This window comes from Prochlorococcus marinus str. SB, assembly GCF_000760115.1.
Classification (GTDB): domain Bacteria; phylum Cyanobacteriota; class Cyanobacteriia; order PCC-6307; family Cyanobiaceae; genus Prochlorococcus_A; species Prochlorococcus_A marinus_D.
Map to the genome: position 1 here is coordinate 923,657 of NZ_JNAS01000002.1, position 22,700 is coordinate 946,356.

35 protein-coding genes are annotated in these 22,700 nt (G+C 27.6%); 13 read left to right on the top strand and 22 right to left on the bottom strand.

The genetic code is table 11. The annotated features are described in order from the left end of the window. Nucleotides 1–6 precede the first annotated feature (6 nt). Entirely contained in the window at nt 7–1,575 is a 1,569-nt protein-coding gene (locus EV02_RS01545) for an Hsp70 family protein (RefSeq protein ID WP_032520168.1), read from the bottom strand. Nucleotides 1,576–1,672: 97 nt separating this feature from the next. On the opposite strand from EV02_RS01545, the gene EV02_RS01540 reads away from it, so the two are divergent. The 3 genes from EV02_RS01540 (at nt 1,673) to EV02_RS01530 (ending at nt 2,848) form a co-directional block, all read left to right on the top strand. After that, entirely contained in the window at nt 1,673–1,909 is a 237-nt protein-coding gene (locus EV02_RS01540) for a DNA-directed RNA polymerase subunit omega (protein ID WP_032520169.1), read from the top strand. 2 nt (nt 1,910–1,911) lie between these two features. Next, nucleotides 1,912–2,283 carry a DUF1818 family protein gene (locus tag EV02_RS01535; protein WP_032520170.1) on the top strand — a complete coding sequence of 124 codons (372 nt, stop codon included), beginning with the start codon at nt 1,912–1,914 and terminating at the stop codon, nt 2,281–2,283. A 313-nt stretch (nt 2,284–2,596) separates the two neighbouring features. Then, nucleotides 2,597–2,848: a DUF2811 domain-containing protein gene (locus tag EV02_RS01530; RefSeq protein WP_032520504.1), complete on the top strand. Its 252-nt coding sequence runs from the start codon at nt 2,597–2,599 to the stop codon at nt 2,846–2,848. A gap of 7 nt (nt 2,849–2,855) precedes the next feature. Here EV02_RS01530 and EV02_RS01525 read toward each other — a convergent pair whose 3' ends face one another. From EV02_RS01525 to EV02_RS09575, 3 genes are all read right to left on the bottom strand, one after another. After that, on the bottom strand, nt 2,856–3,314 hold the full coding sequence (locus EV02_RS01525; protein WP_032520171.1) for an EVE domain-containing protein: 459 nt from the start codon (nt 3,312–3,314) through the stop codon (nt 2,856–2,858). Nucleotides 3,315–3,919: 605 nt separating this feature from the next. After that, nucleotides 3,920–4,063 carry a hypothetical protein gene (locus EV02_RS09570; protein WP_158078868.1) on the bottom strand — a complete coding sequence of 48 codons (144 nt, stop codon included), beginning with the start codon at nt 4,061–4,063 and terminating at the stop codon, nt 3,920–3,922. Between the two features lie 135 nt (nt 4,064–4,198). Further along, nucleotides 4,199–4,336: a hypothetical protein gene (locus EV02_RS09575; protein ID WP_193742636.1), complete on the bottom strand. Its 138-nt coding sequence runs from the start codon at nt 4,334–4,336 to the stop codon at nt 4,199–4,201. A gap of 227 nt (nt 4,337–4,563) precedes the next feature. Between EV02_RS09575 and EV02_RS01520 the strand changes: the two genes are divergently transcribed. Together EV02_RS01520 and EV02_RS09825 are read left to right on the top strand one after the other, a co-directional pair. Further along, nucleotides 4,564–4,746 (top strand): hypothetical protein, encoded by a 183-nt coding sequence (locus EV02_RS01520; protein WP_032520172.1) that lies wholly within the window; start codon nt 4,564–4,566, stop codon nt 4,744–4,746. Between the two features lie 4 nt (nt 4,747–4,750). After that, nucleotides 4,751–4,882 (top strand): hypothetical protein, encoded by a 132-nt coding sequence (locus EV02_RS09825; protein WP_275040698.1) that lies wholly within the window; start codon nt 4,751–4,753, stop codon nt 4,880–4,882. A 466-nt stretch (nt 4,883–5,348) separates the two neighbouring features. On the opposite strand, the gene EV02_RS01515 is transcribed toward EV02_RS09825, so the two are convergent. The 4 genes from EV02_RS01515 to EV02_RS01505 form a co-directional block, all read right to left on the bottom strand. Beyond that, complete coding sequence (locus tag EV02_RS01515) at nt 5,349–5,705, bottom strand: hypothetical protein (protein ID WP_032520173.1); 357 nt, start codon at nt 5,703–5,705, stop codon at nt 5,349–5,351. A gap of 376 nt (nt 5,706–6,081) precedes the next feature. Beyond that, entirely contained in the window at nt 6,082–6,342 is a 261-nt protein-coding gene (locus tag EV02_RS01510) for a hypothetical protein (protein WP_032520174.1), read from the bottom strand. Between the two features lie 48 nt (nt 6,343–6,390). Continuing rightward, nucleotides 6,391–6,513: a hypothetical protein gene (locus EV02_RS09830; RefSeq protein WP_257471681.1), complete on the bottom strand. Its 123-nt coding sequence runs from the start codon at nt 6,511–6,513 to the stop codon at nt 6,391–6,393. Nucleotides 6,514–6,585: 72 nt separating this feature from the next. Then, complete coding sequence (locus EV02_RS01505) at nt 6,586–6,855, bottom strand: hypothetical protein (protein WP_032520175.1); 270 nt, start codon at nt 6,853–6,855, stop codon at nt 6,586–6,588. A 295-nt stretch (nt 6,856–7,150) separates the two neighbouring features. Between EV02_RS01505 and EV02_RS01500 the strand changes: the two genes are divergently transcribed. Further along, nucleotides 7,151–7,528 (top strand): DsrE family protein, encoded by a 378-nt coding sequence (locus EV02_RS01500; RefSeq protein ID WP_032520176.1) that lies wholly within the window; start codon nt 7,151–7,153, stop codon nt 7,526–7,528. Between the two features lie 69 nt (nt 7,529–7,597). On the opposite strand, the gene EV02_RS01495 is transcribed toward EV02_RS01500, so the two are convergent. Next, a complete protein-coding gene (locus tag EV02_RS01495; protein WP_032520177.1) occupies nt 7,598–8,026 on the bottom strand; it encodes a cupin domain-containing protein in 429 nt (142 codons plus the stop codon). 184 nt (nt 8,027–8,210) lie between these two features. Next, on the bottom strand, nt 8,211–8,927 hold the full coding sequence (locus EV02_RS01490) for a dienelactone hydrolase family protein (RefSeq protein WP_032520178.1): 717 nt from the start codon (nt 8,925–8,927) through the stop codon (nt 8,211–8,213). Between the two features lie 319 nt (nt 8,928–9,246). Here EV02_RS01490 and EV02_RS01485 point away from each other — a divergent pair, with 319 nt between their 5' ends. Beyond that, the gene (locus tag EV02_RS01485; RefSeq protein ID WP_025932142.1) at nt 9,247–9,555 is read left to right on the top strand and encodes a hypothetical protein; all 309 of its coding nucleotides are present in this window, start codon (nt 9,247–9,249) and stop codon (nt 9,553–9,555) included. A 766-nt stretch (nt 9,556–10,321) separates the two neighbouring features. After that, the gene (locus EV02_RS01480) at nt 10,322–10,639 is read left to right on the top strand and encodes a hypothetical protein (protein WP_032520179.1); all 318 of its coding nucleotides are present in this window, start codon (nt 10,322–10,324) and stop codon (nt 10,637–10,639) included. A gap of 28 nt (nt 10,640–10,667) precedes the next feature. Here EV02_RS01480 and EV02_RS01475 read toward each other — a convergent pair whose 3' ends face one another. The 8 genes from EV02_RS01475 to EV02_RS01455 all read right to left on the bottom strand — a co-directional run bounded on the left by EV02_RS01475 (nt 10,668) and on the right by EV02_RS01455 (nt 14,475). After that, on the bottom strand, nt 10,668–11,522 hold the full coding sequence (locus EV02_RS01475) for an LOG family protein (protein WP_032520180.1): 855 nt from the start codon (nt 11,520–11,522) through the stop codon (nt 10,668–10,670). Between the two features lies 1 nt (nt 11,523). Further along, a complete protein-coding gene (locus EV02_RS01470; protein ID WP_032520181.1) occupies nt 11,524–12,042 on the bottom strand; it encodes a hypothetical protein in 519 nt (172 codons plus the stop codon). Between the two features lie 79 nt (nt 12,043–12,121). Next, a complete protein-coding gene (locus EV02_RS09580) occupies nt 12,122–12,268 on the bottom strand; it encodes a hypothetical protein (protein ID WP_193742637.1) in 147 nt (48 codons plus the stop codon). 202 nt (nt 12,269–12,470) lie between these two features. Beyond that, nucleotides 12,471–12,728: a hypothetical protein gene (locus EV02_RS01465; protein WP_152556885.1), complete on the bottom strand. Its 258-nt coding sequence runs from the start codon at nt 12,726–12,728 to the stop codon at nt 12,471–12,473. A gap of 354 nt (nt 12,729–13,082) precedes the next feature. Further along, nucleotides 13,083–13,223: a hypothetical protein gene (locus EV02_RS09585; protein WP_193742638.1), complete on the bottom strand. Its 141-nt coding sequence runs from the start codon at nt 13,221–13,223 to the stop codon at nt 13,083–13,085. Between the two features lie 267 nt (nt 13,224–13,490). Then, nucleotides 13,491–13,646: a hypothetical protein gene (locus EV02_RS09590; RefSeq protein WP_193742639.1), complete on the bottom strand. Its 156-nt coding sequence runs from the start codon at nt 13,644–13,646 to the stop codon at nt 13,491–13,493. A 75-nt stretch (nt 13,647–13,721) separates the two neighbouring features. Continuing rightward, nucleotides 13,722–13,925 carry a hypothetical protein gene (locus EV02_RS01460; protein WP_032520505.1) on the bottom strand — a complete coding sequence of 68 codons (204 nt, stop codon included), beginning with the start codon at nt 13,923–13,925 and terminating at the stop codon, nt 13,722–13,724. A 340-nt stretch (nt 13,926–14,265) separates the two neighbouring features. Then, on the bottom strand, nt 14,266–14,475 hold the full coding sequence (locus EV02_RS01455) for a hypothetical protein (protein WP_032520183.1): 210 nt from the start codon (nt 14,473–14,475) through the stop codon (nt 14,266–14,268). 1,907 nt (nt 14,476–16,382) lie between these two features. Between EV02_RS01455 and EV02_RS0108880 the strand changes: the two genes are divergently transcribed. Continuing rightward, entirely contained in the window at nt 16,383–16,583 is a 201-nt protein-coding gene (locus EV02_RS0108880; protein WP_032520184.1) for a hypothetical protein, read from the top strand. 19 nt (nt 16,584–16,602) lie between these two features. Here EV02_RS0108880 and EV02_RS0108885 read toward each other — a convergent pair whose 3' ends face one another. Then, entirely contained in the window at nt 16,603–16,875 is a 273-nt protein-coding gene (locus EV02_RS0108885; RefSeq protein ID WP_241433718.1) for a hypothetical protein, read from the bottom strand. 304 nt (nt 16,876–17,179) lie between these two features. Here EV02_RS0108885 and EV02_RS01450 point away from each other — a divergent pair, with 304 nt between their 5' ends. The 3 genes from EV02_RS01450 (at nt 17,180) to EV02_RS01445 (ending at nt 19,037) form a co-directional block, all read left to right on the top strand. Continuing rightward, the gene (locus tag EV02_RS01450) at nt 17,180–17,656 is read left to right on the top strand and encodes a hypothetical protein (protein ID WP_032520185.1); all 477 of its coding nucleotides are present in this window, start codon (nt 17,180–17,182) and stop codon (nt 17,654–17,656) included. Between the two features lie 564 nt (nt 17,657–18,220). After that, a complete protein-coding gene (locus tag EV02_RS09595) occupies nt 18,221–18,364 on the top strand; it encodes a hypothetical protein (RefSeq protein WP_193742640.1) in 144 nt (47 codons plus the stop codon). An 88-nt stretch (nt 18,365–18,452) separates the two neighbouring features. Beyond that, a complete protein-coding gene (locus EV02_RS01445) occupies nt 18,453–19,037 on the top strand; it encodes a DUF1543 domain-containing protein (protein WP_032520186.1) in 585 nt (194 codons plus the stop codon). A gap of 68 nt (nt 19,038–19,105) precedes the next feature. Here EV02_RS01445 and EV02_RS01440 read toward each other — a convergent pair whose 3' ends face one another. Next, entirely contained in the window at nt 19,106–20,311 is a 1,206-nt protein-coding gene (locus EV02_RS01440) for an LptF/LptG family permease (RefSeq protein ID WP_032520187.1), read from the bottom strand. Between the two features lie 989 nt (nt 20,312–21,300). Here EV02_RS01440 and EV02_RS01435 point away from each other — a divergent pair. Further along, nucleotides 21,301–21,507, top strand: a complete 207-nt coding sequence (locus tag EV02_RS01435) for a high light inducible protein (RefSeq protein WP_025900842.1) — start codon at nt 21,301–21,303, stop codon at nt 21,505–21,507. Between the two features lie 435 nt (nt 21,508–21,942). Here EV02_RS01435 and EV02_RS01430 read toward each other — a convergent pair whose 3' ends face one another. Both EV02_RS01430 and EV02_RS0108890 read right to left on the bottom strand, forming a co-directional pair. Continuing rightward, a complete protein-coding gene (locus EV02_RS01430; RefSeq protein ID WP_025924835.1) occupies nt 21,943–22,083 on the bottom strand; it encodes a high light inducible protein in 141 nt (46 codons plus the stop codon). Further along, complete coding sequence (locus EV02_RS0108890) at nt 22,083–22,190, bottom strand: high light inducible protein (protein WP_032520188.1); 108 nt, start codon at nt 22,188–22,190, stop codon at nt 22,083–22,085. Before EV02_RS0108890 ends, EV02_RS01430 begins: the two co-directional genes overlap by 1 nt. Between the last annotated feature and the right edge of the window lie 510 nt (nt 22,191–22,700).

Genomic DNA, 22,700 nt, shown 5'->3' on the forward strand with positions numbered 1-22,700 from the left:
TATCTTTCAGAAGATATTTCCTAAATTATATTCTCCAATAAATTCATCTTTAATATCAAAACACTTAACTGATAAATCAGCATTTTTCGTAATTTTAAAAAAAAGTTTTAAGGTGTCTTCTCCAATATGTGATTTATTTTTTAATACTATTTTGAGTGGTTTTTTGTCCCATTTTATAATTTCTTCTTCATTTTGTATCTCTGATAACTTTGGTAACCCATTTTCAAAAATTACATCATATGACCTTTCTTTTAGTGTTTCTCCAATTATTATTTCGAATATTTTCTGATTCTTTTGACTAGCTTGAAGGATCAGTTTAAATGGTGTTTCTGTTGGCCATGTTTGACCTTTGCAAAAAATAGGATGCCAAAAGTGTTTTTGCTCTCTTTTATTAAATAATCTTATAGATAATCCTTTGCTTAATATGTCTTTAATTTTTACCCCCGGGGTCATCGCTAAAGCTCCCAAAGCTATTGATTCAATAGGAGGTGGCGACTTTATTTGAATTTTTGGAATTTTTTTTGTTATCCATTCTTTTATCAATGGTATTTGAGTTCCTCCACCAACCAAAACAATTGCATTTAAGTCGTCAACTGTGCAAAAATTACCTCTTGCTTGATTTAATAAATCTTTTAATAAAGAATTAAGGTGATTAAGAAGATTATTGTCAATTAGTATTTTCTCAAATGTTGCTTTATTTAGGTAGAATTCGCTTTCTTTATTTTGTTCAGTAAGTAATTTTAATGGATATTTATTTTCATATTTGATTGCAGATGAGCTGAGTTTACATTTTATTTTTTCTGCCTTTGAAAGATTATTAATATAAGAATCACCTGGAATAAAATAATCAACTATCCATTGATCAATATCTTTCCCACCAATTTTTGAGCCGGTTTTTCCAATTATTTCGGCACACCTTATTTTTTGTTTTGAAATTGAGCTTACATCATTACCTTTAAATTTTAATAGTTCAGCTATTGGGCCAGATTTTCCTTCCCCTCCTTCTATTTTGACTATATTCATATCGATCGTACTTCCGCCAATATCTATTGTCATAATTTTTGAACCAAATGGTATATTTATTCCTAAACTTGCCGCAGTAGGCTCATCAACAAGGGCTATTTCATGTACGGACATTTCCTGGCAAAGGTTAACTAACCATTCTCTGTACCCCTTATATGTATCTATAGGAGCAGTTAAAACAAGTCTTTTGATCTCATACTTGTGAGGAATGTTTGCCCAGAGAATTTGAAAAAATTTTTCGCCACATTGATTAGGGTTTAAAATATTTTTTTGGTTAGTTTTTTCAATAGAATTTCCAATTAATCTTTTAAAGTTCGAATGAAAAAATAAATCAGAATTTGAGTTATCCCTCATCTTTAGAGCACTAATACCAATCTTAGGAATCTTTGAAGACTCCTCGAACCAAACTGCTGAAGGAATAATTCCTGGAGATGATGTAATATTCGGTATTTCAACTAAAACAGAATTACTATCTTTTTGATCTTGAAAGGCTACGACAGTATTAGTGTTCCCTAAATCAATAGCGAGTGTTCCAGATAAACTTTCTTCCATATGAAATTATTTAAATCAATTAAGTTCTTTTTGTAATTTATGTTTTGAAACGGGTGAATTGACTGTAAAATATATTTTATAGTAAAAAATTTTTTTAATGAACATATCTAACAACGCAGGTATTAATTCTAATGATCTTGCAAAGAGAGGTGAGAGCTTGATAAGAAAATCAACTAATAGATATTTAACTACTGTGAAAATTGCTTTCAGAGCTAAACAAAGACGTTTCGATGATTTTGATGGCTTATTAGAGGAGTCAACTATTAAACCTGTTCAAAGGTCAATTATTGAACTAAGCGATGAACAAGATCAACCAGATTTACTTCCAGGTTAATCTTGGTAAAAGACCAAAAAGGATGGAGATTACTTAGAGATTTTAAAAAAGGCAAATTTTGCTTTTTGATTAGTGTTGATAATTGGTCAATCGAGTTACAAAAAAGTGAATTTTATTCACTTTACCTTCTACTTTTAAAAATTAATGAACAATTATTAGTCATCAAGGATCAACTAATGGATGAAGAATCTATTACTTTAGAATTAGAAAAACTTCCTTGGTATATACAGTTAGAGGGAAAAAAGAATGAATGGAGTTTGAGGTTTGTTTTTGAAAGCCAAGATCAAACAAGGTCTTTCGAAATGTATTGGCCGATACCAATAGCACAAAATTTATTTTATGAAATAAAAAACATGTGGGAATCAATGGATTAAAAGATAAATAAAATTGGAAATTTTAGAAAATGTTTCCCCTTCCAAAAAAAATTTTTTCACAACTTTTCCACAGTAATTTTTTTAAAAAGATCTTGTGATCAAAAGCATGTGGAAAACTTCTGATTTTATATAAATCTTTATATTTAAGTAACATTTAATTTTACAAAATTAATTTCCATGACTACCCTCTTTATGAAAGAATTCTCATTATTCTAAAACCTGAGACTGTCTCTTTATAATGCTTGTTGACGATTTAGCAATTTTGGAGAAAACTACATCTTGTAGATTCAAATTTATAAAATTCTTTTTCAACATGCAAGAGTTAAATTACGACGAAAATTCAACGGTTTTCAACTATAAAGATGAAGTAATAAGTTTTAAATGTGAACTTCAAGAAAATCTTCAAAAGGCTATGAGAGAATTCGTTGAGGAGCATCCTAACTGGGATCAATACAGGATATTACAAGTCGCTATTGCGGGATTTTTGATGCAAAAAGGGTTTCAAAATAGGGATTTAACGAGACTCTACATCGGAAATATGTTTTCAATGAATTTTAAGGATTAAAAATTTTTTATATTTTTTCTAGTAGTATTTTTGCAATGTCATTTCTAACAGGTAATATAGATAATCTATTTCCTTTTTTTACGACTAATAACTCTTCCTCATTAAATAAAATCTTTAATTCAGGTAAACTTAAAATCTTATTTGACTTGGATTTATATTTTACTTTTACACAATCCCATCTCGGATTATCAGGTTTCGATTTTGGATCAAAATACTTTGAATTTTTATCAAATTGAGTAGGATCAACAATATTTAGATCTATTACCTCCATAAGACCCACAATGCCTGGAGGTTTACAGTTCGAATGATAGAAAAAAACTTTGTCTCCTTTATTCATTTTTCTCATAAAGTTTCGAGCCTGATAATTTCTTATTCCGTCCCATAAAGTTACACCGTCATTTTTTAAAGTATCTATGCTGTAAGCATCTGGCTCACTTTTCATTAGCCAAAAATTTTCTTCAGTCATATCAAGGGATTTGGAGTAATTTATCTGCTAGAATTTTGCTAGAATCAGAATTTTTATATGTTTATTATCCATCAAAGTTTCTATTTAGGGAAGCGATGGTTGGTATGGGGTGCATGCGAATTATCAGCTAATCACACTTGAGCTTTTTATGTAACATAGTAAGTTTACATAAAGTAACAATTAAATGAAAAGACTTTTTCCTTATATCGCTTTTGCATGTTTAACTGGTTTTACGGCTACAACCGCTTTACCAGTTATAGCCGGCGGTTGTAGTAGCCACATGAACAAAAAAGCTGAAATCAAATGAGCTGAAGATGATACTGAATGTCAAACTGAAAAAGCTGAAAAATTTGATTTAAAAGATTCTCTCAAGTCATAAAATCATGACTCAAATCAGTTTATTTATGAACTCTGCCCCAAGAAATTTAATTGAGTTCACATTCTTTTCGGCTGTTGGTCTCACTGCAGGATTATTTGGTCTAATTTAGTTATAGAAAATTGACCAATTCTTTTTTCTCCTAACCTTTTCAAGTCTTTCTTTCTTTTATGTGATGGCTTGCTTATGGAGAGATTTAATTAATCAAAAGTAAAAAATATTTTTTAAATTATCTTTTATAGATAAATCTTTGTATGTCTTCGAATAAATTAGATTTTGATTTAAAAAATCCATTACTTTTTAAATAAGATTTTCCTTTTTCTATATTTTCAATTCTTTTTTCATAAGAATTTTCATCTAAATTTTTTTGCATAAAAAATTAGTCGGACTCTTATTCTGAATAATGCTCACAAAAAAGCGGTTACCTTAAATACAAAATTTAGATTCTTTTTTGAATTTCTTTTCATTCAAACTAAAGATCAAATAAAAAAGTTTTTTTCTTAGATTTCTAAGAATCTTTTGATATCTTGTTCTTCATCTCCTCAATATTATTAATTAATTTGTCTAACCATTCTGTATTATCTTCTGGTTTTAAATATTTAATTTTGGGTTGATTAATTTCAAGAGTCTCAAAATCTCCACTCATAAATTCTCCTTTGTATATTTGTTTAACTACCTCTTTGTTCTAATTGATTTGACTAAAATACTGCGTAGCTAATGTGTGCGGTTTGAGGAACATTTAGGTACGGAAAGAGGTATGTTTTTTTAGCCATTTAAATCTATGGCTGACCTAAATTAAAAATATGGTTGTCATGAGATGGTTGCGTTGCTACAACTGAAATCAACCATAAACTTTAAATTGCATTTAATAAAATGACTTACTACAGTTGCTTTGATCAAAGAGGAAACATAATTGCTCGCTGTCAGACTAAAGAAGATATAAATGTTCTTAAGAAAATGGGCAGACCAATAATGGAAATAAAAGAAATGAAAAAAGAGGAATCAGTTGTTTGTTCTTTAACTGGTAGTCCATCCGATTACAATGAAGATTATTAAGAGTATGACTCAAAGATCACTTCAATTAAATCAACATGGAAGATCATTAGTTCTTTTGTTGGTTGCATTGAATAGTATTTGTACTTTCTTTTTTACTTTTGAAAAAGCATTAACTGATCGTGAAAGAGCGAGATAAAAATATTTAATTATTTGTGGATTAACAGTCAATAAATAAAATTTAAGACATAAAAAAAGACCTTTTTACAGGTCTTTTTTAAATGGTGACGACAGAAAGGAGATCTATTTAATAATCAGATTAAGAATTTTCTTAGAAATTAGTTTTGAAAGTAAAAGTGATTACTCACTTCTTCATGCTTTACAAACGACTTTATTTTTAAGATAGTTCAGAATTAATCCCGAAAGTTTAATTTCTGATCACTTAACTTACTTTCCGTAAAGGTTAGATAAGTTAATTTACCTTGGTATTGCAGACCATGGATTAGTGAAGATCTAGTTGGTCAACCTTGGTCGAGTCGATCACCAGAACTGTCGTATAAATAAATTAATCGGTCACAAATATTTTGCATGAATCCTTAAGAATGATTTAATCATGATTAATTAAATCTTTAATCCTCGGACCACATCATCTCTCAGTAAGCATTTTATTTGTTTGTTTTACAAAGAATATAAAGCCAACCAAAGAAAGTAGCAAAAGCAATTATTAAAGCAATATTGTTATTTAATGTACTTAAATATCTTTCTATTGAAAGTGGCACATGGAGAATAACAAAATACCAATATAGAGCAGATAGTAATCCAAACAATAAAGCTAGAAGAATATAAAAAGGCAGGATATATAATCTTCTTTTTTTTATTCTTTCCTCTGTTATATTTTCGGCTAAACCAATTCTTGACCAATAACCACCATTTAATTGAAGAAAAAACTTTAAAAATATTCCGTAAATATTTATAAAAAACCTAGATAAAGCAAATAACGGTGAAATTATAAATCTTTGCATTACTGCTTTAAAAATTAAATTTGTTCAGTTATGGAAATCTGGCTTATATTATTAACTTTTTGTCTCTATATTTCGTTAGGAAAAATACCATTGAGCTAAAAACAACTAAAAATCCTATTAATGATATTCGATAGAAAAGGTCATCAGACATATCAAAAAAAGCTGATCTTTTAAATTTGTTTCTCATCAAAAAAAAGAGGGTTTTATCCCTCTAAGTTTAGATAGAATGTCAATCACAAATTATCCTAAATCTTTACCTCAATGGATGCTTTATATTTATTAGTTTTGCTAGAATTTTGCTAGAATAAAACTTTATAAATTTCAAAAAACCTAGTTATATCAAGCTGGTACATGGTTCATTAGCCAGTAATTTATGTCAGTCATGTGGAGTTAGTGAATAGCAAATATCTTTATAACCATTTTTTTTATCCCAATCTTTCATCTCTGGAGTACTTGTAGCCGCAGCAAATCCTTCTAAATCTTTGACTTTAAGTATCAAGTGACTTTTATGTTCATTTACCTTGATGAGTTCATATTCCTCGACATATTTATGTCCCTCCTTTTCATGGAAATCGGCTACAAATTTATCGAAATCTTCAAAAGAACAATCAAAAGTAGAAACTATTAAGGTATTCATAAAAAAAAGGGGGTTTTGTACGTCTATGTTAGATCGACTGTAAATCAATTAGTAATTAATTAATTTTCTTTTTCCATCTCTAGTTTCTACTTTATTTATTCTTAACCCTATAAAAGCAGCCCAAATAACTGCAAATAAAATTGGTAAAAAAATGATTGCAAGTTTCATCATTGTTTTAATCCTTTTAAATGACTCAAAAGAATAACCTTTAAATAAATAGGAAAAAATAGGTACTTTATCTAATTAAGCAGCATCATATTCTTTATAATCTTCAAGCTCTCTGATAAATCTTTTATCTAATAAGTAATTGTCAATAAGCTCTGCTGCCATCTGTATCTCAGCAGCAGGTTCTTGTAGATCTTTGTCTAATAAGTAATTGTCTATAAGCTCTAGATTGTTATTTTCATTAATTTGTTTATCGCTGTTTAATAGTTCTCTTATGTAGTTATATAAAAGCTCTTGATCGTATCCACTTTCTCTAATTTCTTTCAACATTTCGTCTGGAATTTCCATAATCGTAAACCCCTTTGTAACAGTTTTTTAGAGTAAAATTAGAGCCTATATATGCATTCTTACGGAAAATTAAGGAAAAAGCAATAAAATTGGCATAAAATCGAGGTGTATAAATCTAGTATTCGCAATCATTTATGGAAAAGGTTTGAAGAAGACTTCTATATTTAGGAGCTATTTTTAATACTTAATAGCCATCTGCCAATAAGAAAGAGGTGAAAGTAGTAAGCGTTTCATAAAAAAACAGCTAATGAAAATAGATTCTATTTAGGATATAAAAAAATTTAGGGAGGATTAAATGTCTATCATTACCGACAATACAGTATTAGTACATATTTACAGCGGTTTAGAATCCAAAAATAAAATAACTTTAGGTTTATTGGTTGCCCTTACTGCAGAAAAAAACGATCATAAAGTAACACTTTTTCTAGCAGGAGACGGAGTACAAATATTAAATTGCAAAAAAGCTGGTGAAATAGTTGGTCAAGGTACTGGGGATTTATACGAACATCTTCAATATTTAAAGAGTTCAAAAATTACCATATATGTCTCAGGAATGTCTGCTAAATCTAGGGGTTACGATGAGAAGCTTCTAGATGGATATACTGCAGAGTTTGTTATGCCAGATGTTCTAGTTGAAGAATCAATTAAAGCAGATAGCGTACTTTGTTATTAAAAAAAGGAGCTAATTGCCCTTTATTGTAGTTTGACTGACAATCAAAAATAATTGATTCAAGGTTCAACTTTATCCCTCAGCGGGAATTAAAATTGGAACATCTTTTGCTCCTATTGCTGCAAACCAAACAATTGCATTGTCAGTTTTTGCGTTACCCATTGTATGTTTTGGTGTCTTTGGACCAACTATAAAAGTATCACCTGCTGTATAGATAAGATCTTCCATCCCTTGTCTTTTGACAACTATCGTACCTTGCTCAACATTTCCTAATAATGGAATTGGATGAGAGTGAAGCGGAACTATCCCTCCTTCAGCCAACTCGACTCTTTGCAATCTTATTTCTGCTTTTCCTTTTGGGTATTTAAGAGCATCTCCATCCATAGTCTCAGAACCTACAAAGACTTCTTGTACATCAACGGGAGATTCTGCAGCTATAGAAATACTAGGGTTGATAAGCATTAATGCAAAAACAAATGCTATGAATAAATTTTTCATCATGAATTTGAATTTTTAGAAAATTATATAGACTCATCGTATTTATTTTTTTCATTTTTAGCAGTACTTGATTTAACTTTTCAAGTTATTTAATCTAAGGCTATTTTTTAAAAGTTTTTTATAAAGGTATTGAATTTTTATGAATTATTATTGCAGACACTTATCAAAATCATTCTTATGAATTTTATTAATTTAATTCTTTCATTAATAAATTCCAACCAATTGATGATGCATCCTTATGGAAGGACTCTCTTTCCTCGCACATAAAACCATGATCAGCTCCTTTAACTTCGACATAAATAAACCTCTCTTCTAAAGGATCTAGTTTTTTAAATCTTTTTTTAATTTCTAATCTATCTTGTAAAGGAATTAAATCATCTGATGAGCCGCATATGAAGTTTAATTTTCCGGAAACTTTTTCCAGTAAATCTATAGGTGCAAGATTAGTATCCTTTCTTGGCGAAGTTACCCCCGCCCCATAAAAACAAAATGTACTATCTATTCCTTTTAACGAAGAAGCTATAACTGCTGCATGACCCCCAAAACAAAATCCAACAATTGAGATTTTCTTTTTTGGGTATTTTTCTTTAACCCAATTTAGAGCTGCAGAAATATCTTTAATAATATTTTTTGAAGTGGTTAAATTTTTATGATGCCTGCCTAATTTCAAGTCTTCTTCGCTGTATGCTAAATCTAATTTTGGAGCTGTTCTACCGTAAAGGGGTAAGGCTAATACAGGTACATTTTGTTTTGCTAATTTTTCAGAAAAACTCCTTATCCAGTGATTTATCCCAAACACCTCTGGTAAAACTATAGATATATATTCACACTCACCACCTGAATCTACCCACCAAGATCTAAGAGGTAAATCACCACTATAAATGTTTGTCCATTGACCTTTCATTTAAGATTACATAAAAAGTTTGTTTCAGAAAAAAAAGAGGCTTATTTATTATTTAGTTTAGATCGATTATCAATGTAAATTTTCTTATTCAATTTTATAAATTAAATATTAAATTATATAGAGAAACTTATATAGAAATCATTTTTGTATAAGTTATATAAATCAAATTAAGTAGTCTTTTTTACCAATTGAATATATCTGTTGCTAAATAAATATATTTGTCCTTGAAAAGCTCCTAAAAAATACTTTTTCTTGAAATAAAGATAGACAAGACATTCATTAAAAAAACTTTTATAAATCATTAACTTCTTTTATGAATATGTTTCTAACCAACAAGACTCGTTTAAAAATTAAGGATATTGTAAAAAGGATTTCATTAGATGAACCTGTCGCATTGGAAGAAAGAATTTATGTAGAAAAGTTTGCAAAGCATAATTCAACTATATGGACATGGCTTAAGAAAGCTAATAGCTTGAGGAGATATGGCAAGCAAAAATCAGATGGAATAAATGGACTCATACAGAATCTTGGCCTTGATGGTTTGGAAACTGAAAATCATTTTGATCCCAAAAATGATGATCTTGCTGATTGGTTTAGTGGATCTCCTGATTGGGTGAGGAGGAGCTAATTGCCCTTAGTTTAAAATCAATTCAAATTAATAATGAAAAAAGGGAACTTCCTCAACTTGTCTTTGAGCATAATCACAAATTCCGAATTGAATACATTCCATTTGAGCATCAGTTAGTTTCCTCTCAATTGTTAACAAATCAAATAAAACACCAAATACATGTTGAATTTTAAAAGTTATGTTCCATCAAAATTAAAAATAAGGTGTATATGGTACTTCTGTTTTTAATGAATCTCCATAGTAACTTTCAGCTGACTTTAATAGGATCCAATAAATAAAATTAAGAAATGATTTTTCCATAGGAACATCTATAATCTTTACTAATTCAAATCAAAATTTTAAATATAAACATCGTAGAAAATACTTAATGAAAATAATTATGATTTTTTTTGTTAATCTTTGATGGTTAGCTATGTATGAAATGCTACTAAAGCTTATCTTTTCAATTGATTTGGTAATATTGCTTATTGATCTCTTTAATTTCTGAAGATATATTAAATAAACTATAAAAGTAAGAAATTTATGAGTGCTAAAAAAAGTCAATGTCATAAAAGACAAGAGAAAAATAATACAGAATGGTTAGATGAATTAATCAATAAAATTGAAAATATGAAAAATAAAATATCTAATGCTTATTAACTAATCACATCTTCTGTACTTTTTTGCACTGATATTATTTATTTAATTAAATTTTTAATTTGGTAGGAAATTAATTATATATTTAATAGACCTTTGCGATAATGTAGTTAAGTACAAAAAGTTGATTATGAAAAATTTTATACTAATAATAGTCTCTTTATCTTTCCTATCTTCTTGCAGTAATGACAAAGATTTTTTTCTCACTGAGGGGAACGCTTTGTTAAGTTGCGGGGGTAAATCTCGTATCATCGAAAATGATAACGAAGAGATTATAAATACTGAAGTGAAGGATTTAAGAGATGGAATTGGTAAATACGTTGAATTTACAGTTGTTGAGACTGACAAAAAAGGAGGAAAATATAGGATTATTAATTGTTTCCCAAGTGAAGAACCACAAGATTCAATAATAAAAACTGTTAAAACAAACTATAAATTAAGTAATTAAAAGTTATTTAAAATTAACTAGCTTACTTTTAATCTGAGATTTTTGATGATTTGATAATTTCCCAAGCTTCTAATGCAGTGTCTACATATTGGAAAAGATTTAAATCTTTATCTTCAATCAATCCAAGATCAGCTAGATAACCAAAGTTAGTTACCTTATTCCAATACTCTTTACCAAAAAGTATGATTGGGATTTTAGTTTTCATTCCTGTTTGACAAAGTGTCAATAGTTCAAATAATTCATTTAATGTTCCAAAACCTCCTGGGAAAAATACAGCAGCTACTGATCGCATGACAAAATGAATCTTTCTTAATGCAAAATAATTAAACTTAAAGCAAAGACCTGGAGTTATAAAAGCATTTGGGATTTGTTCATTAGGGAGACTGATATTTAATCCTATAGATTTACAATTTGCTTCAAATGCACCTCTATTAGCAGCCTCCATAATTCCGGGGCCCCCACCCGTCATAATCACGTGAGAATTACAGTTTTTATTTTGATTACTAATTGAAGCAAGTTTTGAAAACTCCTTTGCGGATTGATAGTAATGACTCATTAGAAGCAAATTTTCTAATCTATTTAAATTTCGTTTTAGAAGTATCGATTTAGGATTTTTTTTAATTAACTCTTCTATATTTTCAATTCTCTTTTTTGTATTTGATTCTTCTGTAATGCTTGCGCCACCAAAAATAATTATGGTTGAAAGAATTTTATTTTCTTCAAGAATTAAATCTGGTTTAGTAATTTCAAGAAGCATTCTAACTCCACGCATTTCATTTCGGCTTAGTAGACCTATATCTTCGTGAGCCAATTTATAAGTATCAGAATTAATAATTAAATTCAGGTTTTTTAAATTATTTTTAGGAGATGTATGTTTTTTCATTTCAAATAAGAGTTTTAACTTTTCTTCCTAGAGGATTAAAATGGATTCTTTTTATTTTGCTATTTTCGAAAATCCAATAAACAGGGGGACTTTTTCTTGCCTTAATTAAATTAATTTTGTCTAATTTTTGAGGGATAAATTCTCTAGCAGGTTCAAAAAATTTATCTCTTTTAGGTTGATTTAAAACAATGCTACCTTCTTTCCCTGAGATTGATCTGTGATAAGTGCCTATAGGAATTTCTAATGCTCCCATAGATCTATTTAAAAAAATCACATGATGAGGTTCATCCCAGGAAGGATTTATTAGAACAAATGTCCTTTCCCCGGTGATAACTAAATTGTGGTCAATTTGATGATTGTGAACGTAATATTGCTCATCTTTTAAATCATCTGGAGGAGATATAGCTTCCCCAGAATGGATGACAACATCAGAACCATTAGAAATATCTAAGCCTGCATCGAAGAATGTGACTTTTGGAGTCTCTCTAAAAACATTTATTGGGAAGAATCTTAATTCCATAGTGGTAACCCCCTTTTAGAAAATTTTTAAACACTAATAAAAATTTATTTACTTTTGAAAAACAGCTATTTTTTGATTTTTAATTGCAACAAACCAAGCAATCTACTTGATTTGGATAATCTATACATTCCTTGTTTAAAGTTTCTTCTAATAAATCTACTTTCTTAACATAATCAAGATCTTTTAATTTTTTGATTGGAACCGTGAACTGAGTTTGAAGTTTCATTTTCTATTCTCCTAATTAATACTGTTTTTTGAATCCATTCCAAGTTTGAGAAAATCTTAATCCCAGATAAGAAATTAAAATTGTCCAAAATAAAATTTCTATACCTAAATTAGTCATTTACTTAGCCTCCTTTATATCTGATTATTCTTTAGTACGGGTTTTATGTAAAAATCAAGCGTAAGAATACCTAAAAGTTAAAGTTTTAATCACAAAAAATCTTGCAATGGTTGTTACTCGGATGTTCTTTATATTCATTATTCCAATAAGCTTTAATTTTTTTGAGCTTATTATCAAATGAAATGTCTTTTTTATCCAAATTAATTTCTTGGATAGTAAATGTGTTATTTAGTGCCATAAGACTTATCCCTTGACTACAACTATGTTCTAATTCATTTGAATAGTGAATTTCAAGTTTTATGTGTGCGGTTAGAGGAACAAAAATATACGGATTATGGATCAAAAAAAATCTCAAATTATGAATAATTGCAAGGAAAATATCTTCAAAAAATTTATTCCAACTTAAAAAAAATTTGTATAAATTTTGCAAGAATTTTTATTCTCTTAATACCTTCTTAGGTCTGATAGGATCTATCATTCATTTAATCTATCTGCATATTCTCTTGAAACCTCAGCCATCTTTTGAGGTGAAATTTCTTGTTGATATTCTCTACAAAAATTAAAAAATTTATCTAAGAAATATTTCATTGAAGAGAATATAAAAATTAGCGTTTTATTTTAAAAGTAAAGTATGCAAACCCACCAAGCAATAAAAGACTAAGAACCCCATAAGTAATCGCTATGCCGTACATGTAAGTCATTTATTTATAAAGACATAAGCAGAATATAAATAAACTAAGAAAACTCCAATAGCTATGGAAGTTCCATAAATAAGAAAATTCCAAAATCTATATAATTTAGGTTTTTTAAATTCTTTTTCTTCTTCTTTAATAATCATTTATTTTCTTTTTCTTTTCTGGCAGCATTACCTTTTGCTCTTAATACCAAAGTTATCGTAAGGGCAGCGCTTAATATAACAGCATCAATTAATAGGTGCGGGGAAATATTCATCAGCTGAAAAGAAAAATAAGAAGTGACATTATCTTTACATCAATAAATCTATTAATTATTAAAAAAGAGGGGTTTTAACCCTCTAAGTTTAGATCGACTGTTAATCATAGTCTATTGTAGCTTTTTAGTTTCTCTTAAAAAAACAATATTTTATTTAGCCAGAGCAAGAGAAGGCACCTGAAAGAATATTTTTAAAAATTGGCGCTTGACCCAAGGCATACAAAAAGAAAGTTGATGATGCAAGAGTAATAGCTATTTTAGAAGCCCTGTTAACTTTCAAATTTGATACTTTTGCAAATGCAGAGTTCATTTTTAATTAATTTAATGATTTTATAATAGCTGCAAAATTTAAATATTCAGCATCAATATTTACCAAAGAATAATTTTATTGCTTCTTTTTCTCAGCTTGCATTTTTACTAGTTCAAATTCTTTTTTAGAAACTATTCTGATTTTGTATGCTGGATATCTTGTCTTCCACCATTTATTGATCGAGATAGCTACTCCTTCTAAATTTTGGGTACAAATATTGACCCATAGAATCTTAGTTTTAACTTCTTTGTAGAATTCCCAACTTGTAGGTGAAGCCATTAAAAATCGCAAATGAAATAATTTATAATTGTTGAAAAATTCAATAAATTTTGGTATGTGGTCCATAAGCCAAAACTTTTGTTTTTTTAATAAGAGGATTTAGTTGAAGATATAGAGTTTTCATGAAGTGTTAAAAAAAACTTTAAACAAAAGATTTACATCACTTTTCTCTAGGAAAGTATTACTTTTATTTTAGAAAGATTTTCAATTAAAAAATATCTCCGCAAAGAAGGGGCCAAAAATTGACCCCTCTTGGTGAAACTCTTCCAAAGAAACACCATTAAAATCTTACTCTGAAAGTTGCAAAGTTAAACAAATTCACAAAATCAAGATTAACAATTTATACGGCCTTTTTAAAAGGGTTCATATTCTTTAAAAAACTATTACTTTTGCGGGCACTCATTTTTCTATATCTTTGATTTATATCCAGGATATATTTCCTAGCTTTCTTATCATTTTCAAATTTCTTTTTTTGAAGACGTAAAGCTTTTAAATCTTCTATTGACATGAGGCCATCATCTTCGTTGAAATTTAAATGATCAAATTGCATCAGTTTAAGAAATTAAGTTTCTTCTTTAAGTGCAAGATTAACAATCTTATCTTTATTTGCAATAGAGATAATTAACCAATCTAATTTAAATTAGTTATTAAATGTTCAGAAAGCCATGAATTTAAGTATAAAAAACTTTCTAAGATCAAGAAAAACTTTTGATTGAATTAGATGAAACTTCTACAGATACAAATGATTCTCCATAATGAGATTCGGCTGATCTTATTAGTAACAAGTAAAAGAAATTTACTAAAGCTTTCTCCACGAGGATTTAGTAACTTATTTAAATAAACTCATAATTTTAGTAATAGCAATATACAAATTAAATTTATCAAGCAATCAATATATTTATCTTATAAAGCATAGTTGCATATTAATTAAGAAAAATTTGCAATCTAAGGCTTTAGGGAGCGGACTAAATCCTCGTAGGGTATTGGACTTTAGCCCGATCTATTTTTTTGCAAAAGAAAAATAACACTACAAGATAACTAGATAACAAACTATTTTATCTGATTCTAAATGAAGCCTTTATTGGTTTATTTATCAAGATTATCTGAGCATATTTTGGTGTTGTTTATTGTATAACAAATATACAAAACTTTAGTTATATCAATGGATTCAGTATTTTTGCTCATTGATATATTCATTCTTAGAATAATATTATTATTGATGCCTAGAGAAGGTTTAATTTTGAAAAAAATAATTAAATTTTTTAAACTACTTAAGAGAAGAATCGACATTATCAATGCAGAGGCTGAATTAAAATTTTTATTGGAAAATAAATAATGGGATTCCCACATTGCCCTATTTGTGTAGTTCTAGCATTTGTTTCAGTTTTTATGGGAGTTACTCGTAGTTATATGTTCTATATTCTCTTAAGGGAATTTCTGGGAGCAGAATCTAATTTTAAATTGAAATTTAGTTTCTATTAGTTGTTGACATTTAAGTATAAATACTTTATAAATAGGTTGTAGTGAATACTACAAAATCGTCCGATCTACCATCTGATAGACCGCAGTACGACTCAAGCCATAGGACGGGGACTTGAGCAAATTCAGGAGCTGCATCATGGTAAACATGTATTTCAATGGAAAGTCATTCGTATATTGTAGAAAACAAGAAGAAAAGGTTATAAAGCTTACTTATAGAGGATCTATTTACTTGAAATAGGATTTCTAATTCTTTTTTTAAAAAAGTTAGGAAGTTTATTGAAGTTTTTGAACTCAGTAATAATTAATACGTTATAAGAAAAACTTATTGTGAAGATATTTTTTGCCTATTTAAAAATTCATATATTCGTATATTTAGTAACGAGAAATTATTTTTAAAATAACTAATTTATAATTAGATTTTTGAAAAAGTTATGCAACCTATTTCTGAAGAACTTTACAAAAAAATAGTCGAGAGTTCTAAAAAATGAGTAAGTTACTTATTGCTTTATTAGCTTTAGATATAGGAGTTAGTTTGTCTAAAGTTTTTATTTTTACCTGAAAATCAAATTACTTAGATAAGAAGAGGCAACTTTTTTAAAAAAAAGAAATAGTTATTGGGTATTCTTTATTTGATGTATTTATTTTTTGAAAATAAATTTAACCAACAAAAGAACTACATATCAGTATTAGCATCATAAAAATAGCTATTAACTGTGCTAACCCCATAAAGATATATCTCAAATCGAAATGGATTAATTTTAATAAAAATTCGTTAGGATATTTAAATAATCATATTTTGAAGGTAAATCATGATCAATTCATTAAATAAATTATCGCCAGTTAGCAAAAAAGTCAAAAAATATTTGCCATTCTTTATTGGATTTAAATTACTTACTTTTACTGGATTTCTTACCTATTTAATGAATCGCTAATTGATATAACATTAATAACAAAGCTTAACTAAATTAAGATCTAATGAATAAAAATGAACGAATTAAAAGTTTTAAGTCTATGTCAAGTTCGCAAAGAAAAGAATTGATATTAAAGAAGATGAAAGAGAAAGGTTTAGAGGTAGGAAGTGGAATTCCTAATAAAAAATATGATAGCAAAGAGGTTTATGAATTAATTCATATTGCGAATTGCTTCCCAGAATTAAGAGAGAGGGGGAATATCTAAGTTTCTTTAACTAAGTTATTTATTTTGGTTCTCTTATTGCAGCAATAATTAATCCAACTATCAATCCGAGATTAATAAATACTGCTCTTTGATCGAAAGGGAATACATGAAAAATTATTTTTGTTGGAATGAGAAATAGTAATAAAAAGATTGAACCGATTTTTTGGTTTTCTCCAAATATAAAAAATCCAGAACCTAATATAAGACATATAATTGCTCCTACTAGAAGACGATGAAATTGCTTCAGGGATGCCTGTTGAAGAAATATATTCAACTGTTCTTTCAAAATCATTTAATTTGCCTAGTATGCCTGAGATAAATATTGTTGAAATTGATACTCTTGAAAAAAAATCTAAAAAAGATTTGATACTTTTATTTTTCAAAAAAGAATTTTTCATAAACTAACTATAAGAAAAAAATTTTATGCGTTTGATAAATACTTAATTAGTCCGAAATACTTTTAAAGTTTTCTCAAAGAGGTTTAGCTAAATTAAAAGAAATCTTTTTAATAAATTTGAATCTTATAAAGGTAATTAATATAAATTCATGAATTGTCTTTTTATATTTATGAAATAATAAATCTAATTATCATATAAATGATTAAAAAATTTCTTTTAACTTCTTTTTTACTTTTAAGTTCCCTCATAACTATATATCCTTCAAAAAAAGAAAATACTAATTTTTTGGATTATTGTTATTCTTTAGAAAAAATAATTTCTAGAAATACAGTAGAAAAAAATAAGAATCTATCAAAGAATTTTATACTTTTAGCAAAAGATATTGCTCTATTTGGTACTAAAAAAACTAAAGGCACTTTAGCTAATAAGATAATTGATCAATATAAAAATTCCAAAAAATTATTCATTATTACTTTTATTCCAAACAAAATTTATTGTTTAGCAGGATATTGGATAGAGGAGGTAAGTCCAGGAAAATTTGAATCAATTTTCTATGAGAAAACCAAACAAAAAATAAATGAATATAAGAATACTAAAAAAGAAGTAGATGAATTTATAAAAGGAATTAATTTAGAATATAAATCTATAAAAAAAGAAATTAATGATTTTTTTTAGAAAATTAAAATCTTTTTTCTAATAGTTGTTTAATTGTTTTTTCATATTAGTTTGAAGTAAAATTTATTATTTTAACTTTCTTGTTCCACCGTAAGTATAAAAATTTTGTTTAGAAACATCATTCCAACATTCTTTACAACAAAAAATCCAGTCTTTATGGATTATCGATTTTACTCTGTAGTGAATTTTATCTTGCTGATGACATAAATCACATTTTTTCAATCATCTTTAAAATTGCTAAATCAATTTTAGAGAAAAATTAGTTTAATTTAAAATATTCACGAAAAAAATTTTATCGTGTCATTATAAAAAAGCACTCTTCACATCCTCAAGTAAAGCAGTGGTTTTGTTGAGTGCGATTATTTAATTGCCTGATAAAAATTTCTACTTTTTACTTTTTAAAGATATTGAGTAATTCTCATTTTTATATAAAATTTAATAGACAGTTTATTTATATTTAACAAAAAATTAATTACTCACTATACATCATAAATCAGAACTTTAAAAAGAAACTCGCGAATGATATTTAATTAATTTTATTATGTTCTTATTAATTTTAATACTATGAACATTTACCTATTCTGGATATTATTTTTAGCTCTATGGGCAATAGTTCCCTTAATGATTATTAAAGGGAGAGTAGACGAAGAGCCTAAGATTCAGACTTCGCCAAAAGTTAAAGCAAAGAAAAAAAGTTGGTTAAATTAAGTCAATCTAACAATCAATAAAAATAATCTGCAAGATAAATCTTGATAATCTAAATTAATTTCTCACTAATAAACTTCATTAAATAAAAGTGAAAGAATTAGAAAATATTTTTCTTTATTTGGTAGTGCTTGGGGGAAGAGCCAAGAAAGCAAATATTGAACTACATGATGTTAGATGGGTCGTTGGATCTAAAATTGAAGATACATATGATGCTTTAAGAAAGAATTGGTTTGGATCTCCAAAAGGTTTGCATATTGATAGCTATAAAAAAATAAAATATATAGATGGCTATAAGATTAATTTGATAAATTTTGAGAGTTATAAAATAGATGCAAAGCAATTAGTAAAAAAAAATAAGTCCAAAAAACATTTATGGTTTGTCAATATTGGAGGCTACAATCCAACTTCTATGCAAGAAAAACATGAGTTTGGATTGGTTGCAGCTTCAACTAAATTAGAGGCAAAAAATATAGCTAAATCTAAATGGCTTATTGGCTGTAAAAAGAAGCATAAAGATGATATTGCTTCTCTGGAAATTTTATTAAGTTGTGATGATTGTGAACTTATAAAAAAGATAGGTAATTGGCAAATAGAATTAACTCCAAATAATAATTTTATTGAAGAAAACAATTATCCTGATTGGTATGGTTACCAAAAAATAGATGGGACATAGAGATCCAAGAATCTTATACCTGAAAAAATACATATGCATATTAATTGCATATTAATTTTCTTAGAGTCTTAAAAAGAACTTGATTTTCTTAATAAATAAATTCCACCTGCTAATGAAATTAAGACAGGTAACCAAGCAGCAAAGATTGGATTTATTAAACCTTTCACTCCAAATGAACTGAATACAAATGACATTACATAGTAAATTAGTATAAGAATAACGCTCAATCCAAATCCCTGACTTTTAGATGATCTTAAATTAGATTTAGATCCTAAACTGCTACCTATTAAACCAAATACTAAACATGCACAAGGTAGGGTGAATTTTTCTTGAATACGAACTTGAATTCTTCTTATCTCTTTGATGTTTCCAGTTTTTCTGTATATAGTTTCTGCTTTTAAAGCCTGCTTCAGAGACATTTCATTTGCATCTTTAGGGACTTTTGCTAATTCCAAAGGACCTTCTACAAAAGGATATGTATATTCTTTAAATTGAATATTTGTAGTTTGCCCGCTTGGATCAATAGATAAAATACTGCCTTCGGAAAATATCCAAGAAGAGTTTTTTTTATCAAATCTACCTGTTTTTGCCTTTAAGATTTGTTGAAAATCTTGTCTAGAAAAATCTAATAAAGTAACTTTTTTCATTAAGTTTTTTTCATATCGTGAAGCATAGAATATATGCGTAAGGTAATTATTTCTTTTCGTTGTTTTTTGTGTTGAGGAATTTATCCTAGAGCCATATCTTGAAAACATAATATTACTTTTACCTTTTTCTAGGCTGAAAGAACCTCCCATTCCTCCTCTTAATGTTGCTTCGGCTAATTTATTACTTGCAGGGACTAAATTATCATTAAAGTAAAAAGTTAACCCAGTCATAAATATTGAAAGAGCAATGGCTGGAGAAATAATTCTTGAGGTTTTTATCCCCAAAGATTTCAAAGCTAACAATTCTGAATTGCTTGATAATTTCCCATAGGCTAATAATGTAGAAAGCAAAACTGCCATTGGGAATGACAAAACTAAAAAGCTAGGCAAACTAAAAAAAAGAACTTTTAAAGCTAAAAATAGAGGTAAACCAAATTCAACAATTTTTCTTATGAGATCAAACATTACCCCAACAGATAATGAAATAACAGTAAATGCAGAAATTGCAAATATCATAGGCGGGATTATTTGACCTAATAACCACCTATCTATTAAAGGTATTGAATACCAAGGAGCAATGATTTTATTTAAAGCTTTTTTAATTACTAGTTGATTTGAAAGTTTCAAAAGAAATTTATTTAATTTGTACTGTCTTTTCCCGCATTATAAAATATGAATGTTGTATAAACCAAAATAAAATTTCTACTAAAAGATAATTTTAATTTACCAATGTTCAAAAAAATAGTTTTTTACTTGCAGTAAAACAAATAATTTGGTTTCTTAAAAAGAAAGGGGTTAGGAATGAAAAATAAAACTTTCGTATACGAATGCAATTGCATACACTGCCAACAAAAACTAAATCAAATTAATAATGCAAAACTATATTGGGACAAATTTATTTCAAAAAAAAAGTTTGTACAGTTTCTCTCCTAAATTCTCTAAGTTTTTGAAATTTTATGACATTAAAGTAGTTTTTAAAAATTTATTATTTTTAGAAAAAAAATATGCTGTACGATTTCTAGATCTTAATTATTAAACTTTTAGAGAATAACGATATTATTTAACCTTTTGATTTTTTTTGTAGATCATATTTTCTCGATTTAATAGAAAAAGGATAATCAAAATACAAGATGGTATTAAAATAAAATCTAAAGACATACATTTTGTTCAGTCTAATATCTATTTAGCAAATAAATAAATCCTTGACATCTTTTAGTTATATTCAAGATTTCATTCAATAGTTCAAATAATTATCTGTATGCTTTGTATATTTGCTTGCTTTTAAAATTGAAAGAGCCTGCAAGTATCCCACAGGCAAGCTCATGACGACCTAGTTAATTCAGATTTTCTGACTTAACCAGCTAAGCACTTCCTAAATGCTTTAATCATCTTACTAAGTAAAAATACTTACCGTGAGTATAAATGCTTATTTTTTAAAATTGTTTCGAATTTTATAATAAAAAAATGTGATTTTTAAAAATGAGAATTGTTAAATTTTTAAACATAAATGTCACATATTGACTCATAACATGAATGCTCAAAGGTAAATAATTGGAGAATTTAGTTTACATAAGTTAATATTTATGTTACTTTAATTAACAATTATTATATTTTTAATGACAAAATCTGGAGTTACTACAGAATCAGGTGGAAGACAGAATATGTTCCCATCAGAAACTAGGCCTTATATTGATGAAACTGTGTCTTACGATGGATATCCTCAAAATGCAGAAAAAGTAAATGGTAGATGGGCTATGGTTGGTTTCGTTGCATTATTAGGTGCCTATGTCACAACAGGACAGATCATTCCAGGAATTTTTTAGTACCCAAATAACTTTTTTTATAAACTCTTTTTTTAAGCTAAATTATTTTGCTATTTAGAAAAAAATTTAGTTTTTTATTTTAAATTTGAAAATAAGAAAAACCAAATAAAAGTTATTGCATTTAGGCTAAATATTATTCCTAGAAATATGTAGGCAAACTTTTTTCCAATGAATGCTGTCTCCGGTTCAAGCTTTACTCTCATTAAATTCTTGAATTATTTCGATAAAGATAACATTATTTAACAAGTAAATTTAGGTTTTAAAGAAGAAGAATAATCAAATTAATGTTTTATTCTCAAAAAGTTAGTAAATATTATCATTTACCTATCTCAGGTTTAGTGTTTTTCGACAATAAAAATTATCAAAATACAAAAAATGCATAAAAAAATAGCCTAATTTAATTTTAAATTAGACTTTTTATGAAAAAAAATTAAATTAGATAAAACCTGGAATGATTTGACCTGTAGTTAAATATGCTCCAACTAGAGCAACAAAACCCAACATTGCGAATCTGCCGTTAAGCTTTTCAGCAACGATTTTTTCTTTTTCAACTATTTTTGGTTCGTTTTTTTTCATTAGAACCAACCTGGAATAATCTGGCCTGTTGTGACATATGCGCCAACTGCTGCAACGAAACCTAACATTGCTGCCAATCCATTAAAACGTTCTGCTTCTGGAGTCATTTTGTTTATGTAATTTGTTAACAAATATAACATAAATATTTAATAATGTAAAGAAAATTAGGGATTATTCATCGCTTTTTCAGAAAAAATTCAAAATATTGCTACATATATGTGTCGAAATATATCTTATAGGTATTATTACTTTTATTGTGATTTTTTAAATTTTAAAAAAAAATATAAGCTTTTCACCTTGTTTTTTTTAGAGTTATATCCTCATTTAGAGGTAATTTAAATTAATATGTTAATAGAGTCAGCTAGTAGGGATACAGGCTGACTCTTTTTTTTTTTTTTTTGAAATTTTAGTTTTTGACTAAAAGACGTTTTTAGAATTCAAATAATTGCTATTAATAAATTAGATAAATATATATGAATTTATGTCATTCGCGACCTACTACATGCATTTAATTTTTGGCAGGATTCCTTCTGTAGTGAATTCTGATTTAATACTTTATATCTTGCCTGCTCTTACAATTTCAATATTATTTTTTAGCCTTAAAGTAATGTTTTTCA

Coding starts and splice junctions, on each gene's coding strand:
- EV02_RS01545 (WP_032520168.1), bottom strand. CDS start 1,575: ATGGAAGAAAGTTTATCTGGAACACTCGCTATTGATTTAGGGAACACT.
- EV02_RS01540 (WP_032520169.1), top strand. CDS start 1,673: ATGAACATATCTAACAACGCAGGTATTAATTCTAATGATCTTGCAAAG.
- EV02_RS01530 (WP_032520504.1), top strand. CDS start 2,597: ATGCAAGAGTTAAATTACGACGAAAATTCAACGGTTTTCAACTATAAA.
- EV02_RS01525 (WP_032520171.1), bottom strand. CDS start 3,314: ATGACTGAAGAAAATTTTTGGCTAATGAAAAGTGAGCCAGATGCTTAC.
- EV02_RS09570 (WP_158078868.1), bottom strand. CDS start 4,063: ATGCAAAAAAATTTAGATGAAAATTCTTATGAAAAAAGAATTGAAAAT.
- EV02_RS09575 (WP_193742636.1), bottom strand. CDS start 4,336: ATGAGTGGAGATTTTGAGACTCTTGAAATTAATCAACCCAAAATTAAA.
- EV02_RS01520 (WP_032520172.1), top strand. CDS start 4,564: ATGACTTACTACAGTTGCTTTGATCAAAGAGGAAACATAATTGCTCGC.
- EV02_RS09825 (WP_275040698.1), top strand. CDS start 4,751: ATGACTCAAAGATCACTTCAATTAAATCAACATGGAAGATCATTAGTT.
- EV02_RS01515 (WP_032520173.1), bottom strand. CDS start 5,705: ATGCAAAGATTTATAATTTCACCGTTATTTGCTTTATCTAGGTTTTTT.
- EV02_RS01510 (WP_032520174.1), bottom strand. CDS start 6,342: ATGAATACCTTAATAGTTTCTACTTTTGATTGTTCTTTTGAAGATTTC.
- EV02_RS09830 (WP_257471681.1), bottom strand. CDS start 6,513: ATGATGAAACTTGCAATCATTTTTTTACCAATTTTATTTGCAGTTATT.
- EV02_RS01505 (WP_032520175.1), bottom strand. CDS start 6,855: ATGGAAATTCCAGACGAAATGTTGAAAGAAATTAGAGAAAGTGGATAC.
- EV02_RS01500 (WP_032520176.1), top strand. CDS start 7,151: ATGTCTATCATTACCGACAATACAGTATTAGTACATATTTACAGCGGT.
- EV02_RS01495 (WP_032520177.1), bottom strand. CDS start 8,026: ATGATGAAAAATTTATTCATAGCATTTGTTTTTGCATTAATGCTTATC.
- EV02_RS01490 (WP_032520178.1), bottom strand. CDS start 8,927: ATGAAAGGTCAATGGACAAACATTTATAGTGGTGATTTACCTCTTAGA.
- EV02_RS01485 (WP_025932142.1), top strand. CDS start 9,247: ATGTTTCTAACCAACAAGACTCGTTTAAAAATTAAGGATATTGTAAAA.
- EV02_RS01480 (WP_032520179.1), top strand. CDS start 10,322: ATGAAAAATTTTATACTAATAATAGTCTCTTTATCTTTCCTATCTTCT.
- EV02_RS01475 (WP_032520180.1), bottom strand. CDS start 11,522: ATGAAAAAACATACATCTCCTAAAAATAATTTAAAAAACCTGAATTTA.
- EV02_RS01470 (WP_032520181.1), bottom strand. CDS start 12,042: ATGGAATTAAGATTCTTCCCAATAAATGTTTTTAGAGAGACTCCAAAA.
- EV02_RS09580 (WP_193742637.1), bottom strand. CDS start 12,268: ATGAAACTTCAAACTCAGTTCACGGTTCCAATCAAAAAATTAAAAGAT.
- EV02_RS09585 (WP_193742638.1), bottom strand. CDS start 13,223: ATGATTATTAAAGAAGAAGAAAAAGAATTTAAAAAACCTAAATTATAT.
- EV02_RS09590 (WP_193742639.1), bottom strand. CDS start 13,646: ATGAACTCTGCATTTGCAAAAGTATCAAATTTGAAAGTTAACAGGGCT.
- EV02_RS01460 (WP_032520505.1), bottom strand. CDS start 13,925: ATGGCTTCACCTACAAGTTGGGAATTCTACAAAGAAGTTAAAACTAAG.
- EV02_RS01455 (WP_032520183.1), bottom strand. CDS start 14,475: ATGCAATTTGATCATTTAAATTTCAACGAAGATGATGGCCTCATGTCA.
- EV02_RS0108880 (WP_032520184.1), top strand. CDS start 16,383: ATGAATAAAAATGAACGAATTAAAAGTTTTAAGTCTATGTCAAGTTCG.
- EV02_RS0108885 (WP_241433718.1), bottom strand. CDS start 16,875: ATGATTTTGAAAGAACAGTTGAATATATTTCTTCAACAGGCATCCCTG.
- EV02_RS01450 (WP_032520185.1), top strand. CDS start 17,180: ATGATTAAAAAATTTCTTTTAACTTCTTTTTTACTTTTAAGTTCCCTC.
- EV02_RS09595 (WP_193742640.1), top strand. CDS start 18,221: ATGAACATTTACCTATTCTGGATATTATTTTTAGCTCTATGGGCAATA.
- EV02_RS01435 (WP_025900842.1), top strand. CDS start 21,301: ATGACAAAATCTGGAGTTACTACAGAATCAGGTGGAAGACAGAATATG.
- EV02_RS01430 (WP_025924835.1), bottom strand. CDS start 22,083: ATGAAAAAAAACGAACCAAAAATAGTTGAAAAAGAAAAAATCGTTGCT.
- EV02_RS0108890 (WP_032520188.1), bottom strand. CDS start 22,190: ATGACTCCAGAAGCAGAACGTTTTAATGGATTGGCAGCAATGTTAGGT.